Origin of the sequence: Streptomyces sp. NPDC006552 (genome assembly GCF_040611655.1) — a bacterium.
Taxonomy (GTDB): domain Bacteria; phylum Actinomycetota; class Actinomycetes; order Streptomycetales; family Streptomycetaceae; genus Streptomyces.
Window position 1 is genome coordinate 1 of record NZ_JBEXOS010000074.1, and the last position, 13,143, is coordinate 13,143.

At 75.2% G+C, this 13,143-nt stretch carries 12 protein-coding genes; 7 read left to right on the forward strand and 5 right to left on the reverse strand.

The genetic code is table 11. The features are described 5' to 3' along the window. Positions 1 to 128: 128 nt before the first annotated feature. Complete coding sequence (locus ABZY33_RS30710) at positions 129 to 365, reverse strand: hypothetical protein (protein ID WP_356494974.1); 237 nt, start codon at positions 363 to 365, stop codon at positions 129 to 131. 74 nt (positions 366 to 439) lie between these two features. After that, positions 440 to 3,613: a cytochrome P450 gene (locus ABZY33_RS30715; protein ID WP_356494975.1), complete on the reverse strand. Its 3,174-nt coding sequence runs from the start codon at positions 3,611 to 3,613 to the stop codon at positions 440 to 442. A gap of 192 nt (positions 3,614 to 3,805) precedes the next feature. Between ABZY33_RS30715 and ABZY33_RS30720 the strand changes: the two genes are divergently transcribed. Further along, the gene (locus tag ABZY33_RS30720) at positions 3,806 to 4,468 is read left to right on the forward strand and encodes a PAS domain-containing protein (RefSeq protein WP_356494976.1); all 663 of its coding nucleotides are present in this window, start codon (positions 3,806 to 3,808) and stop codon (positions 4,466 to 4,468) included. On the opposite strand, the gene ABZY33_RS30725 is transcribed toward ABZY33_RS30720, so the two are convergent. Beyond that, complete coding sequence (locus tag ABZY33_RS30725) at positions 4,408 to 4,950, reverse strand: SRPBCC family protein (RefSeq protein ID WP_356494977.1); 543 nt, start codon at positions 4,948 to 4,950, stop codon at positions 4,408 to 4,410. The genes ABZY33_RS30720 and ABZY33_RS30725 overlap by 61 nt on opposite strands. A 190-nt stretch (positions 4,951 to 5,140) precedes the next feature. Here ABZY33_RS30725 and ABZY33_RS30730 point away from each other — a divergent pair, with 190 nt between their 5' ends. Next, positions 5,141 to 6,112 carry a glutathione S-transferase C-terminal domain-containing protein gene (locus ABZY33_RS30730; protein ID WP_356494978.1) on the forward strand — a complete coding sequence of 324 codons (972 nt, stop codon included), beginning with the start codon at positions 5,141 to 5,143 and terminating at the stop codon, positions 6,110 to 6,112. A gap of 36 nt (positions 6,113 to 6,148) precedes the next feature. Then, the gene (locus tag ABZY33_RS30735) at positions 6,149 to 7,303 is read left to right on the forward strand and encodes a dihydrofolate reductase family protein (RefSeq protein WP_356494979.1); all 1,155 of its coding nucleotides are present in this window, start codon (positions 6,149 to 6,151) and stop codon (positions 7,301 to 7,303) included. Here ABZY33_RS30735 and ABZY33_RS30740 read toward each other — a convergent pair. Beyond that, on the reverse strand, positions 7,297 to 8,238 hold the full coding sequence (locus tag ABZY33_RS30740; RefSeq protein WP_356494980.1) for a DMT family transporter: 942 nt from the start codon (positions 8,236 to 8,238) through the stop codon (positions 7,297 to 7,299). The genes ABZY33_RS30735 and ABZY33_RS30740 overlap by 7 nt on opposite strands. Before the next feature lie 86 nt (positions 8,239 to 8,324). Here ABZY33_RS30740 and ABZY33_RS30745 point away from each other — a divergent pair, with 86 nt between their 5' ends. From ABZY33_RS30745 to ABZY33_RS30760, 4 genes are all read left to right on the forward strand, one after another. After that, entirely contained in the window at positions 8,325 to 8,960 is a 636-nt protein-coding gene (locus ABZY33_RS30745) for a TetR/AcrR family transcriptional regulator (protein ID WP_356494981.1), read from the forward strand. Further along, on the forward strand, positions 8,957 to 9,388 hold the full coding sequence (locus ABZY33_RS30750; RefSeq protein ID WP_356494982.1) for a protein phosphatase: 432 nt from the start codon (positions 8,957 to 8,959) through the stop codon (positions 9,386 to 9,388). Before ABZY33_RS30745 ends, ABZY33_RS30750 begins: the two co-directional genes overlap by 4 nt. Before the next feature lie 139 nt (positions 9,389 to 9,527). Next, positions 9,528 to 11,450 carry a tetracycline resistance ribosomal protection protein Otr(A) gene (gene otr(A), locus ABZY33_RS30755; RefSeq protein WP_356494983.1) on the forward strand — a complete coding sequence of 641 codons (1,923 nt, stop codon included), beginning with the start codon at positions 9,528 to 9,530 and terminating at the stop codon, positions 11,448 to 11,450. 54 nt (positions 11,451 to 11,504) lie between these two features. Further along, positions 11,505 to 12,146, forward strand: a complete 642-nt coding sequence (locus ABZY33_RS30760; protein ID WP_356494984.1) for a DUF4230 domain-containing protein — start codon at positions 11,505 to 11,507, stop codon at positions 12,144 to 12,146. A gap of 7 nt (positions 12,147 to 12,153) precedes the next feature. Here ABZY33_RS30760 and ABZY33_RS30765 read toward each other — a convergent pair whose 3' ends face one another. Next, positions 12,154 to 12,981, reverse strand: a complete 828-nt coding sequence (locus ABZY33_RS30765; RefSeq protein WP_356494985.1) for a putative protein N(5)-glutamine methyltransferase — start codon at positions 12,979 to 12,981, stop codon at positions 12,154 to 12,156. Between the last annotated feature and the right edge of the window lie 162 nt (positions 12,982 to 13,143).

Sequence of the window (13,143 nt, forward strand, 5' to 3'; positions counted from 1 at the left end):
TCTCTCGCCCACCCCCGCCTTGTCATCAAACCCCCCCCCCCCCGGCAGCCGCGCCCGCTCACCGGGCGCGGCGGGGGGCCGCGTCGGCGCCGCGGCCCCGCTCCTTGTGCGTTCGCGCCCCGGCGCGCTCAGCGGAAGTCCCGGAAGTGCAGGACGAAGCAGACCGTGCCCACGACGACCGCGGCGAGCCCCAGCGCGCCCAGGACCACGGCGGTGCGCCGCGCCGGGCGGCAGACCGCCTCCGCGTCCTCCTCGCGGACCCCTCCCGAACAGGGAAGCGTCGCGAGGCCGTAGGTCACCAGACCGGCCGTGCCGAGCGTCAGGCCGAGTCCGAGCCACGTCACACCCGCGGACAAAAGGGACATAGAACTGATTCTGCGTCCGGTCGGGCGATCCCGCGAGTGCAGCGGGACTGCGCCGAACGGGCTACCCGGCCCGGTCAGCCGCCGTACACGTCCTCCACGTAGCGGCCGTCGGCGACCAGCCCGGCGAGCCACTGCTCTGCCGCCGTCTCGTCGGCGCCGGGGACGTACGCGCGGTACAGCGCGCGGAACGCGGCCCGCACGCCGGGCGCCATCCTCGCCCCGTCCCCGCAGACGTACACCCGCGCGCCCCGGCCGAGCAGCGCCCACAGTTCGGCGCCCTCCGCCGCGATGCGGTGCTGGACGAAGGTGTGCCCGTCGGCGGGGGCGGCGCTGAAGACCGGGCGCAGGGAGATCGCGCCGGCGGCGTCGGCGGCGCGCAGTTCACCGGCGTGCAGCAGGTCCCGGTCGGGGTGGTCGCAGCCGAAGTAGAGCAGGCCCGGCGGGAGGTGGGCGCCCGCGGCCGCGCGGGCGCGGCGGTCGGCGAGCACGCCGCGGAAGGGCGCGAGGCCCGTGCCCGCCGCGATCAGCACGACCGGCTCGGGCGCGTCGGGGCGGATGCGGAACGCGTCGCGGCACGGCTGGACGCGGCCGAGCACCGTGTCACCCGGCCGCAGCGCCGCCAGGTGGGTGGAGCCCGTCCCCCGGTAGCGGCCCCGGCCCCGGGCGGCGGGCGCGTCCAGGACCGACACCATCAGGTCCACGTGGCCCGGGAGGACGGCGGGGCTCGACGAGACCGAGTAGGAGCGCGGCCGCAACGGCGGGAGCACGTCGAGGAGTTGCGCCCAGGTGAGGGTGGACCGCAGCGCGGGGTGGTCCTCGACCAGTTCGAGGAACGTCCGCGGGTCGTCGGCGGGCAGCGCCGCGAGCGCGGCGGCCTCCGGCGGGCACGGGTCGGCGGCGGCGAGCACGGCGACCTGCGCGGCCGTCGGCCGGTGCTGTAGCTCTACGTGGTGCGTGAGCAGAGTGCGGACGGTCAGGGGCCGGTCCACGGCGACGGCGTCGCGGCGGGGCCGGCCGGCGCGGATGTCGAGCACGGTGTCCGGGTCGACGCCGAGCGCGCGCAGGGCCCGCTCGACGAGGGCGGGTTCGTGCGCGGGCAGCACGCTCAAGTGGTCGCCGGTCCGGTAGGTGACGCCGTCCGGCAGGGTGAGCCGCAGGAACCGCTTGACGCGCGGGTGCCCGGCCGCCGTGAGGTCGCGGGCCTCGGTGACGGTCAGCTCGGTGAGCCCGTGCCGGGCGGCGGCGCCGGCCAGCGGGCCGCCGGTGATCTCGCGGATCTCGTACGCCGCGGCGGGCGCGGGCTGGGTCCCGGTGGCGTCGGGGTCGCCGTACCGCTCCAGGAGTGCGGCACGGAGCCCCGTGGTGAAGGTGCGCACGGCGGCGTTCAGGTCGCCGGAGGCGTCGGCGGCGGCCCGCGCGCACAGGCGCTCGGCGCCGAGGGCGGCGAGGCGGTCGTCGATGCGGGTGGGGACGTGCTGGTAGGTGGCTGCCCAGTTCCGGTCGCCGACGCCGAGCACGGCGTACACCGCGCCGTCGAGGGAGCCGTCCGGGGCCGTGTCGAGCGCGGCCACAAAATCCCGCGCGTCGTCGGTGGGCCGGCCGTTGTAGGAAGCGGCGACGACGACCACGGGGTGGCCGGTGGGCAGCGCGCCCGCGTAGCTGTCGAGCGGGGCGGTGTCCGTCGCGCAGCCCAGCGCGGCGGCGTCGTCGGCCAGTTGTGCGGCGAGGTCGCGGCAGGTGCCGTAGTTGCTGCCGTGCAGGAACAGGACGCGGGTGCCGGGCCGCACGCTCAGGGGCAGTCCGGACGGGTCGGGGCCCCGCTCCTCGGCGGCGGCGCGGCCGGGCAGCGGCGCGGGGCACCGGTCGGCCGGGGTGCGCGGGGTCAGGCGCAGGGTGAAGCCGTCCGGCTTCATGGTGAGGGTCTCCTTCACCGTGAGCCGGTAGTCAACGTGGTCGTGCAGGCGGTAGCGGTGGACCAGCATCGCGAGCAGCATGGTCGCCTCGTGCAGCGCGAACTGCCGCCCGATGCAGGCACGTTCACCGGTTCCGAAGGGCTTGAAGGCGTGCGGGGAGCGGGCCGCCTCGGCCTCGGGCGTGAACCGGTTCGGGTCGAACCGCTCCGGGTTGTCGCCCCAGACCGGCTGGCGGTGCAGCATCGGGGCGAGCACGGTGACGCCCTGGCCGGCGCGGAGCGGGATGCGTCCGCCGAGCAGCGTGTCCTCGCGGGCCTCGCGGCTGAAAGCGGCGGCGGTGGGCCACAGGCGCAGCGCCTCGTTGAGCACCTGGCGGGTGTAGGTGAGCCGTCCGACCTCGTCGAAGTCCGGTTCGGGGTCGGCCGTACCGCCCCAGAGGCCGTCGACCTCGCGGCGGACGAGGTCGAGGACGGCGGGGTTCTTGGCGAGGTAGTACAGGGCGAAGGACATGGCGCCGGACGTCGTCTCGTGTCCGGCGATCAGGAAGGTGATGACCTGGTTGCGGATGTTGGCGGCGTCCAGGGTGCCGCCCTGCGGGTGCTCCGCGCTGAGCATCAGGCCGAGCAGGTCGTCGGTGTGCCGGTCGCCGCCGCGGACGCGGGCGGTGATGACGTCGTCGACGACCTGGGCGAGGTGGTCGGCGTCGGCGCGGAAGGCGGCGTCGGCCGCCGCGTGGTCGCCGCCCGGGGTGCGGGCGAGGCGCCGCATGCTCCACTCCAGGCAGCGCACCATGGACTCGACGAAGGGGTGCGGCTCGCTGCCCGCGAAGGACCCGAAGTCGTAGCCGAATCCGGCGAGTCCGATGGTGTCGAGCGTCATCCGGGTCATGTCGCCGGGCACGTCCACGGGACGGCCGGCGTGGGCCGCGCGGTCCCAGGCGTCGACGAGGCGGCGCGCCACCCGGTACATCACCGGGTGGTAGGCGCGCATCGAGCCGAGGGCGAAGGCGGGCATCAGGATGTCGTGGGCGCGGGCCCAGTTCGGCTCGGAGTCGTAGGCGGTGAACAGGCCGTCGGCGGCGAAGGCGCGGACGTTCTCCAGGGCGGGCCCGATGTGCTTGCCGAAGCGGGTCTCGTCGGCGAGTTCGGTGACGAGGCCGAGGTCGGCGACGAAGAGGGCGTCGCGGCCGTGCAGCCGGCGCACCAGGGCCGGGCCGTGCTCCCGCATCAGGCCCATGACCTGCTGCAAGGGGGCCGCTCCGGGGCCGGTGGCGGAGATGTCGACGAGCGGTACGCCGTCGGTGACGGACGGCGGGAGCGGCGTGGGGTGCGGCATGGTGCGGCAACTGCCTTTCGCGGGTGGGGGGATCGGCGCTTCCAGCCTGCGCCCGCTCCCCCGCCGGTCGGCGCCACCGCACTACATGATTGTGTAGTGGACGAGAGCGCGGCGGGCTTGCGTCCGGCACGACCTGCGGGACGGGGGCCGGTCGCGGTCCGTGGCGGTGGGGTACGGCGGCGGGAGCGGCACGTGGACGCGGTGGTGTGGCGCAATCGGGCGCTGGTTCTCTTCGACCGCATTCCGCTGCCGGTCGCCGTCTGCGATCCGTACGGGGTGGTGCGGCTGGCGAACGCGGCGCTGGCCGCCGAGTGGGGCACCACGCCTGGCCGGCTCAGGGGCCGTGAGCTGCTGCGCCTCTTCGCCCCGAGCGACGGCACGCAGGTCGACCGGATCGTCGAGGCGCTGCGGCTGCGGCGCCGCTCGCGCTACACGGTGGCGGTGACCTGGCCGGGCGCCGACGGGGCCGGGCGCCGCGGGGAGCTGATGGTCGACCCGGTGAGCGAGACCCCGCACGCCCTGCCCGATCTGCTGGTCATGGTGCGGACGACGGGTGCCGTCCCGGCGCCGGCGCAGCCCGCCGCGGTGGTGCTCCATCCGAACGAGGAGCGCATCCTCGCGCTCCTCGCCGCGGGGGCGACGACGGCGCGCGCGGCCCGGGAGACGGGGCTGACGACCGACGGTGTCACCTACCACCTGCGGCGGCTGACGCGGCGGTGGGGCGCGGCGAACCGGACCGAACTGGTCGCCCGCGCCTACGCGTCGGGCGTGCTGGAGCCCGGGAGCTGGCCTCCTCAGGTCAGGTCGTCCAGGTCCGGCACGGGCGCACCGGAGGGGAACCCGGCGGCACGGTAGGCGTCGTACAGCTCTTTCCACGGCGCGACCGCCCCGGCGTGCGCGCCGTCCGGGGCGGCGCCGCGGTCGGCCGCGTCGAGAGCGGTGAGGCAGACCTCCCAGCCCGCGGCGTTGCGTGCCGCGGTGTCGGGCCGTTCCAGCACGTTGGTCAAGGTGAGCCGCGTACGGCCGTCGCGGAGCGGTTCGAGGTCGAGCCGGAGTTCGTCGGCGCCCCAGGTGTAGGAGAGGTGGCGGGGCGCGTCGACGGCGAGGACCGTACCGGTCGCCTCCGCGGTGTCCGGGGCGTGCGGGTCGTCGTAGAAGCGGATCGCGGCCCCGGGGCGCAGCTCCGCGGCCTCGAACGCGGACGGGAACCAGTGCCGCAGCTGGGCCGGGTCGCTCACGTACTCCCACACGCGCTCGCGGGGCCGGGCGTACGTGCGGGTGAGGCGGACGGCGGCGCGGCCGTCGTCCACGGTGAGGCAGGTGCCGGTGAGGGTCATGCCCGCGCCTTCCGTGCTCCGTGCGGTCAGCCTCCGCACCCCGGAGATCTTCCGGGCCCTTCCGAGCCTCTCACCGGTCCCCGGCCGTCGCCCGCGCGCCGCGGTGGACCGGGCGCGTTCCAGACCCGGCCCACGTGGGGAAGGCTCGACACCGAAGCCCGTACAGGGACCCGGCAACGGAGGATGACTCATGAACGGCAACGAAGCGCTCGGCAAGAAGGGCTTCAAGCGGTCCCGCAGCCACTTCGCGGACCGGATCACGGCGGACGGCCGCGACGGCTGGCCGGTGGAGGCGGGCCGGTACCGGCTCGTCGTCAGCCTGGCCTGTCCATGGGCGAGCCGTGCCCTGGTGGTACGCCGGCTGCTCGGCCTGGAGGACGCCCTGCCGCTGGCGGTGACCGACCCGATCCAGGACGACCGCAGCTGGCGGTTCACGCTGGACCCGGACGGCCGCGACCCGGTCCTCGGCATCCGCTATCTCAGTGAGGCGTACGACGCCCGGGAGAAGGACTATCCGGGCGGTGTCAGCGTGCCCGCGATCGTCGACGTCCCCTCCGGGCAGCTGGTCACCAACGACTACCAGCAGCTCACTCTCGACCTGAGCACCGAGTGGACGGCGCTGCACCGGCAGGGCGCGCCCGACCTGTACCCCGAGCCGCTGCGGGAGGAGATCGACACGGTGATGGAGGAGGTGTACCAGGACCTGAACAACGGCGTGTACCGGGCCGGGTTCGCGACGAACCAGAGCGAGTACGCGCAGGCGTACGAGGCGGTCTTCCGGCGCCTGGACGCGCTCTCCGAGCGGCTCGCCGGGCAGCGCTATCTGGTCGGTGACACGCTCACGGAAGCGGACGTGCGGCTGTTCACGACGCTGGTCCGCTTCGACGCGGTGTACCACGGCCACTTCAAGTGCAACCGCAACAAACTGACCGAGGACCCGGTGCTGTGGGCGTACGCGCGGGACCTGTTCCAGACCCCCGGGTTCGGTGACACCGTCGACTTCGACCACATCAAGCGGCACTACTACCAGGTGCACACGGGCATCAATCCGACCGCGATCGTGCCGCTGGGACCGGATCTTTCGGGGTGGCGGACGCCGCACGGCCGGGAGCGGCTCGGCGGGCGCCCGTTCGGTGACGGGACGCCGCCGGCGCCTCGGTAGGGTCGGACCGTACGTCCCACCGCCCCCGGAGTCGCCATGCCCCGCCCTTACGTGCTGCTGTCCGCTGCCGTGTCGCTCGACGGCTGCCTCGACGACACCGGGCCCGAGCGGCTGCTGCTGTCCGGCCCCGAGGACTTCGACCGGGTCGACGCGGAGCGCGCGGCGAGCGACGCGGTCCTCGTCGGGGCGGGGACGCTGCGCGCGGACCGGCCGCGGCTGCTGGTCAACTCCCCGCGGCGGCGGGCGGAGCGCACCGGCGCCGGCCGGCCGGAGTTCCCGCTGAAGGTGGCGGTCAGCGGCGGCGGCGACCTGGACGCGGGCGATCCGTTCTGGCGGACCGGCGGCGAGCGGCTGCTCTACACGACGGACGAGGGCGCGCGGCTCGCCCGCGCCCGGCTCGGCGGCGCCGCCGAGGTGGTGGCGCTCGGCCCGGCCGTGGACTGGGCGGCGCTCCTGGACGACCTCGGGACGCGCGGCGCCCGGCGGCTGATGGTCGAGGGCGGGGCGCGCGTGCACACGCAACTGCTCCAGTCCGGCTTCGCGGACGAACTGCGGCTCGCCGTCGCGCCGTTGGTGGTCGGTGAGCCGGACGCGCCGCGGCTGTTCGGACCCGGCGCCTATCCGGGCGGGCCGCGCGGCCGGATGCGGGTGCTGGACACGGAGCGGGTGGGCGATGTGATCGTCACGCGGTACGCGCCGACCGTGCCCGGCACCGGAGAGGCGGCCACGGCGGCGGACCGGCACTGGCTGCGGACCGCCTGCGACCTGGCCGCGCTGTGCCCGCCGTCCGCGACGGCGTTCAGCGTCGGCGCGGTGATCGTCGCGGCCGACGGGACGGAGCTGGCGCGGGGCCACTCCCGGGAGGCCGGCGACCCGGTGGCGCACGCCGAGGAGGCGGCGCTCGCCAAGCTGGCCGGCGGCGATCCGCGCCTGGCCGCGGCGACGGTCTACAGCAGCCTGGAGCCGTGCGCCCGCCGCGCGTCGCGGCCGCGGCCGTGCGCGCGGCTGATCGTGGACGCGGGGGTGCGCCGGGTGGTGACGGCGTGGCGGGAGCCGGACACGTTCGTGCCGGGCGCCGACGGGATCGGGGTGCTGGCCGGGGCCGGGGTCGTCGTGGCGGAGGTGCCCGAACTGGCGGAGGCGGCGGTACGCCCCAACCGGCATCTGGTCCCGGCGGCGACGGGTCAGTAGTGAGCGCCCGCGTGCGCGCGCGCCCGGGAGTCCGTGCCGTCTGAGCCGTCCGAGCCGTGCGCCGGCCGGTGCGTGGCGCCGCGGCGCACGACGGCGACGGCGACGAGCCCCAGGGCCAGGCCCAGCGCGGTGCGCACGCCGAACGGTTCGCCGAACATGAGCGCGCCCCACACCGCGGTCACCGGTGCCATCAGGAACATCAGCGCGTTGACCTGGGTCAGGCCGCGCCGGCGCAGCACCACCCAGTACAGGCCGTAGCCGCCGAACGTCGACAGACCCACCAGCCAGGCGATCGCGAGCCAGAAGGACGGGGCGGCGGGCGGCGCCGCCTCGCCCGCGGCGACGGCGAGGGCAGTGAAGACGACCGCGCTGGTGGCGCAGTGCACGGTCAGCGCGGCCATCGGCTCGACACGCGTGGCGGAGCGGCTCTCCACGAAGGTGGCCGCCACCAGGGCCAGCATGCCGAGGAAGGGGATGGCGTACGCCCAGCCGGCGACGCCGGTGACGGCCGCCGCGTCGGCCGTGGTGACGACCACGACCCCGGCCACGCCCAGGCACAGGCCGAGCCACTGCCGCGCGGTGACGTACTGGCGCAGCAGCGGTCCGGCGAGCGCGCCCGCGACGAGCGGCTGGGTGCCGTCGATCAGGGCGGTGGTCCCGCTGGAGACGCCGAGCTGGATGGCGTAGTAGACGGTCAGCAGATAGCCGCTCTGGGAGAGCGCGCCCACGACGCACTGGCGGCCGATGTCGCGCGGGGTCAGCCCGCGCCACCAGCGCCGGCCCGCGGTCGCGGCGACCGCGCCGAGGACGAGCGCGAGGGGCAGGAACCGCCACATCAGCGTGGTCACGGCGCTCGCGTCGCCCGCGCCGAGTTTGGCGCCGATGAAGCCGGAGCTCCAGGTCAGGACGAATCCGAGGGACAGCAGGACGTTCATGGTGCGGACACCGCCTCACCGGTCGGGATCAGGTATACAGATCTGTTTAGTAGCCCTCACTATACAGATCGGTCTACTCTGGGGGTATGTGTACGTCCCCGAACCCGGCCACCCCCGCCCCCTCGCAGGTGGCGGTCGATCCCGACCGCCCCGATCTGACCCCGGCGGCCCGCCGCGTCCTGGAGACCGCCTCGCGGCTGTTCTACGAGCGCGGCATCCATGCCGTGGGAGTGGATCTGATCGCGGCGGAGGCGGGTGTCACGAAGAAGACGCTCTACGACCGGTTCGGCTCCAAGGAGCAGATCGTCGTCGCCTATCTGGCGACACGGGACGCGCGCTGGCGGGCCTTTCTCGCCGGGCACCACGATCCGGCCGCGCTCTCCCCGGTGGAGCGGGTCCTCGCGGTCTTCGACGCCTCCCAGGAGTGGATGGCGTCGAACAGCGGCAAGGGGTGCAGCATGGTGAACGCGCACGCCGAGATCAGCGATCCGGCCCACCCCGCGTCCGCGGTGATCAGCGGGCAGAAGCAGTGGATGCTGGAGCTGTTCACCCGGCTGGCCGGGGACGTGGCGCCGGACGCGGCACGGGAGCTCGGGCGCTCGTTGATGATGCTGCACGAGGGCGCGCTGGTCTCGGACGGGCTCGACGTCTTTCCCGACGCTTTCGGGCGGGCGCGCCGGCTCGCGCAGTTCCTGCTCGGCGCCGCGCGGGACGCGCGATGAGCTGGCAGCCGGACGGCCCCGGTGTCCTGCGGCTGCCCTCGGGACGGCTCGTGCGGGGCCGCGGGCTGCGCGCGCCGCGGCCGCCGGGCCCCCCGGCGACGTACGCCGTCCACCTCCTCGGCCGCCGGCCACCGGAGCTGTCCGGTGACGTGACCTGGTTGCGCTGGCCGGACTTCTGGCTGCCCGCCGACACCGCGACGGCCAGGGCCGTGCTGCTCGACGCCTGGCGGCGGGCGGCCGGCGAACGGGTGGAGGTGGCGTGCGGCGGCGGGCGCGGCCGGACCGGGACGGCGCTCGCCTGCCTGGCCGTCCTGGACGGAGTGCCGCCCGCCGACGCGGTCGCGTACGTCCGCCGCCACTACCACCGGCGCGCCGTGGAGACACCCTGGCAGCAGCGGTACGTGCGCCGCTTCCCGGCCGCGCGGTAAATGAGTTGCGCCCGGCGGTGGCCCGCGGGGCACCATGACCGGGACACGTCCTCGCCCGTTCAGGAGACCCGCATGCGCCGATTCCTCGAAGCAGTTCAGCGACCCCGCCGGACCCCCGCTCTCGAGGACTCGACCAGCCATGCAGACCCCGCAGGTACGCACGACCCTGAACATCGGCATTCTCGCCCACGTCGACGCCGGTAAGACCAGCCTCACCGAGCGGCTCCTGTTCGACGCGGGCGCCATCGACCGGCTCGGCAGCGTCGACGGCGGTGACACCCGCACCGACACCGGCGCGATCGAGCGGCAGCGCGGCATCACGATCCGCTCGGCCGTCGCCGCCCTCACCGTCGGCGACACACAGATCAACCTCATCGACACGCCCGGCCACAGCGACTTCGTCGCCGAGGTCGAGCGGGTCCTCGACGTGCTCGACGGGGCGATCCTGCTGATCTCCGCGGTGGAGGGCGTGCAGGCGCGGACCCGCGTGCTGCTCAAGACGCTGCGCCGGCTCGGCCTGCCGACGCTCCTGTTCGTCAACAAGATCGACCGGGCGGGCGCGCGGACCGCGCCGCTCCTCGACGACATCCGGCGCCGCCTCACCCCGCACGTAGTCGCCCTCACCGACGTGCGGGGCGCCGGCACACCGGAGGCTGCCGTCACCGCCCGCGACCTGACCGACCCGGCGGTACGGGACGCAGCCGCGCACGCGCTGGCCGAGGTCGACGAGACGGTGCTGGCCGCGCTGGTCGAGGGGCGGGCACCGGATGCCGACGCGGTCTGGGCGGCGCTGGTGGCGCGGACCGGCGACGGCACCGTGCACCCCGTCCTGTTCGGCTCGGCCATCGGCGGCCAGGGAGTACCCCGACTGATCGACGCCGTACGGACGTTCGTTCCCGCATCCGCCAAACCGGGGGCCGCCGCCGCGCGGCCGTCGGGCACCGTGTTCGCCGTACGGCGCGGCCCCGGCGGGGAGCGGACCGGCAGCCTGCGGCTGTACGAAGGTACGGTCCGGGCCCGTCAGAAGGTGGTGTTCCTGCGGCGGGACGCCGAGGGCGGCACGGAGCGGATCGCCGGACGGCTCACCGGCGTCCGGGTCGTCGGCGCCGCCGGGGAGACCGCGGGGCCCGGCCAGATCGCCGAGATCCGGGGCACGGCCGCGCTGCGCGTGGGCGACCGGATCGGCGAACTCCCCGGCGCGCACGCCCGGTTCGCGCCGCCGACCCTGCAGACGCTGGCGCGGGCCGTCCACCCCGGGCAGGGCGGCGCCCTGCGCGCCGCGCTGCTCGACCTCGCCGACCAGGACCCGCTGCTCCACGCGAGCCCGGAGCCCGACGGCACCACCTCGCTCCTGCTGTACGGGGAGGTGCAGAAGGAGGTGCTGGAGGCCACGCTGGCGCAGGAGTTCGGCATCGCGGTGGAGTTCGCACCCAGCCGCGTCCGCTGTGTGGAGCGCCCCCTCGGCACGGGGGTGGCCGTCGAGGAGATGGGCCACCGCAGCACGACCGGGCTGCCCGCCACCGTGGGACTGCGCGTCGAACCGGGACCGCGCGGCTCGGGCCGGGTCTTCTCGTACGAGACTGAACTCGGCGCCCTGCCCCGGGCGTTCCACCAGGCTGTCGCGGACACGGCGCTCGCCACGCTGGCGCGGGACGGCCTCCGGGGCTGGCCGGTGACGGACTGTCACATCACCATGGTGCGCTCGGGATTCGACTCCCCGGTGAGCGTCGCGGCCGACTTCCGGAGCGTGGCCGCGCTCGTCGCGCGGCGGGCCCTGGAGCGGGCCGGGACCGTCGTGTACGAGCCGACGCACGCGTTCGAGGCGGAGGTGCCGCTGGACGCGCTCGCCGCTGTCACGGCACACCTCGCCGCGCTGGGTGCGGAGTTCGGGTCGACGTCGGGCGGCCGGGAGACGTGGGTGATCACCGGCCGGCTGACGGCACGCAGGGTGCCGGAGATGGAGCGGGCCCTGCCGGGGCTCACGCGCGGCGAGGGGGTGTGGTGGTCCCGGGTGGCGGGCGACCGCCCGCTGCGAGGTTCCGGGGCGCGGCCTCAGGAGTGAGCGGCCGATACGGTGGAACTAGGGCTCTCAGGGATGGACCGAGGAGGAGCCGACATGACGTCGAGGGCTGCGTCGCTGCCCGGGTGGGCGAAGCTTGTGGGTGTGCTCGTGGTGGTCCTGGCGCTGGTGTTCACCGGGCTGCGCCTCGTGGACCGGCTGGACGTGTTCGGCACCGAGACGCACGACCGGTCGGGCCCCGCGCTGCTCAAGTCGGTGCGGGACCTGAGCCGTTACCAAGCCGCGTCCGGCAACTTCCAGGTCGTGGTCGACCTGGAGAAGGACACCAAGTACCTGCCGGACGCGCTGCGCGGGACCCGGACCCTGTACATCGGGGCCGGCACCGTGGACGCGTACGTGGACCTCGGCAAGCTCGGCTCCGGTGACGTGCGGGTCAACGACGCCCGGACCTCGGCGACGCTGAAGCTGCCGCACGCCCGGCTGGGGCGCCCCGCGCTCGACACGGACCGGTCCTACGCCGTGTCCAAGCAGCGGGGGCTGCTCGACCGGCTCGGCGACCTGTTCTCCGACAACCCGAACGACGAGCGGGCCGTCCGCAAGCTCGCCGCCCGCCACATCGACGAGGCGGCGCAGGACAGCGGACTGACCGGCCGCGCGGAGCGCAACACGACCGACATGCTGCGGGGGTTGCTGACGTCCCTGGGGTTCAAGGACGTCCGGGTGACCTACGGGGCCTGAGCCGGGTTCAGGGGCGCGTCGCGATGATCACCGTGGCGTAGAGGTCGTCGTCCTGGGTCACCCGCGCGCGCAGACCGGCGGCGTGCACGGCTGCCTGTGCGGCCTCCGCCTGGCGTTCGCTGGTCTCCACGAACAGCCGGCCGCCGGGCGCCAGCCAGCGCGGCGCCCCGGCGGCCACGCGGCGCAGGACGTCGAGGCCGTCGGCGCCGCCGTCCAGGGCCATGCGCCGCTCGTGGTCGCGGGCCTCGGGCGGCAGCAGCGGTACGTCGCCGGTGGGGACGTACGGGCCGTTGGCGACCAGGATGTCGACCTGGCCCGCCAGTTCGGCGGGGAGCGGGTCGTAGAGATCGCCTTCGTGGACCTCGCCGCCGAGCGGGGCGAGGGTGCGCCGGGCGCAGCGCACCGCGACCGGGTCCAGGTCCGCCGCGTGCAACAGCGCCGGGCGCCGCCCGGCGAGGACGGCCGCGACGGCGCCGCTGCCGCAGCACAGGTCGACGACGACCGCGTCCGGCGGCATCAGCTCCAGCGCCTGCCGGGCCAGGAACTCGGTGCGGCGGCGCGGCACGAAGACGCCGGGGTCGACCGCGACGCGCAGTCCGCAGAACTCGGCCCACCCGACGACGTGTTCGAGCGGGAGCCCGGCCGCGCGGCGCTCGACCAGTGCGGCGAGTTCGGCGGGGTCCTGGGCGCTCGCGAGCAGGACCCGCGCCTCGTCCTCGGCGAAGACGCAGCCGGCCCGGCGCAGGGCCGTGACGATCCACGCGGGGTCGGCGGCGGGGTGACGGGGCGCCGAAGAAAGGGGCGACGGCGGAAGCGGTGACGAGGGAAGCGACATGGCTGATGTATGACCTCTCGGGAAGCCGTAGGGGCTCCCGGGGCGCCGGACGGGCGCCGTCCCGCTCAACGGGCGCGGACGGTCCGGACGACAGGAGAAGGGAGCTCCCGACCTGACACAGCAGTGATCGGACTCACCTCCTCGGTTCCACGTGACGCTGTC

What these genes read in the sequence shown, in the direction of transcription:
- ABZY33_RS30710 (WP_356494974.1), bottom strand. Translation starts at nt 365, where the DNA reads ATGTCCCTTTTGTCCGCGGGTGTGACGTGGCTCGGACTCGGCCTGACG.
- ABZY33_RS30715 (WP_356494975.1), bottom strand. Translation starts at nt 3,613, where the DNA reads ATGCCGCACCCCACGCCGCTCCCGCCGTCCGTCACCGACGGCGTACCG.
- ABZY33_RS30725 (WP_356494977.1), bottom strand. Translation starts at nt 4,950, where the DNA reads ATGACCCTCACCGGCACCTGCCTCACCGTGGACGACGGCCGCGCCGCC.
- ABZY33_RS30730 (WP_356494978.1), top strand. Translation starts at nt 5,141, where the DNA reads ATGAACGGCAACGAAGCGCTCGGCAAGAAGGGCTTCAAGCGGTCCCGC.
- ABZY33_RS30735 (WP_356494979.1), top strand. Translation starts at nt 6,149, where the DNA reads ATGCCCCGCCCTTACGTGCTGCTGTCCGCTGCCGTGTCGCTCGACGGC.
- ABZY33_RS30740 (WP_356494980.1), bottom strand. Translation starts at nt 8,238, where the DNA reads ATGAACGTCCTGCTGTCCCTCGGATTCGTCCTGACCTGGAGCTCCGGC.
- ABZY33_RS30745 (WP_356494981.1), top strand. Translation starts at nt 8,325, where the DNA reads ATGTGTACGTCCCCGAACCCGGCCACCCCCGCCCCCTCGCAGGTGGCG.
- ABZY33_RS30750 (WP_356494982.1), top strand. Translation starts at nt 8,957, where the DNA reads ATGAGCTGGCAGCCGGACGGCCCCGGTGTCCTGCGGCTGCCCTCGGGA.
- ABZY33_RS30760 (WP_356494984.1), top strand. Translation starts at nt 11,505, where the DNA reads ATGACGTCGAGGGCTGCGTCGCTGCCCGGGTGGGCGAAGCTTGTGGGT.
- ABZY33_RS30765 (WP_356494985.1), bottom strand. Translation starts at nt 12,981, where the DNA reads ATGTCGCTTCCCTCGTCACCGCTTCCGCCGTCGCCCCTTTCTTCGGCG.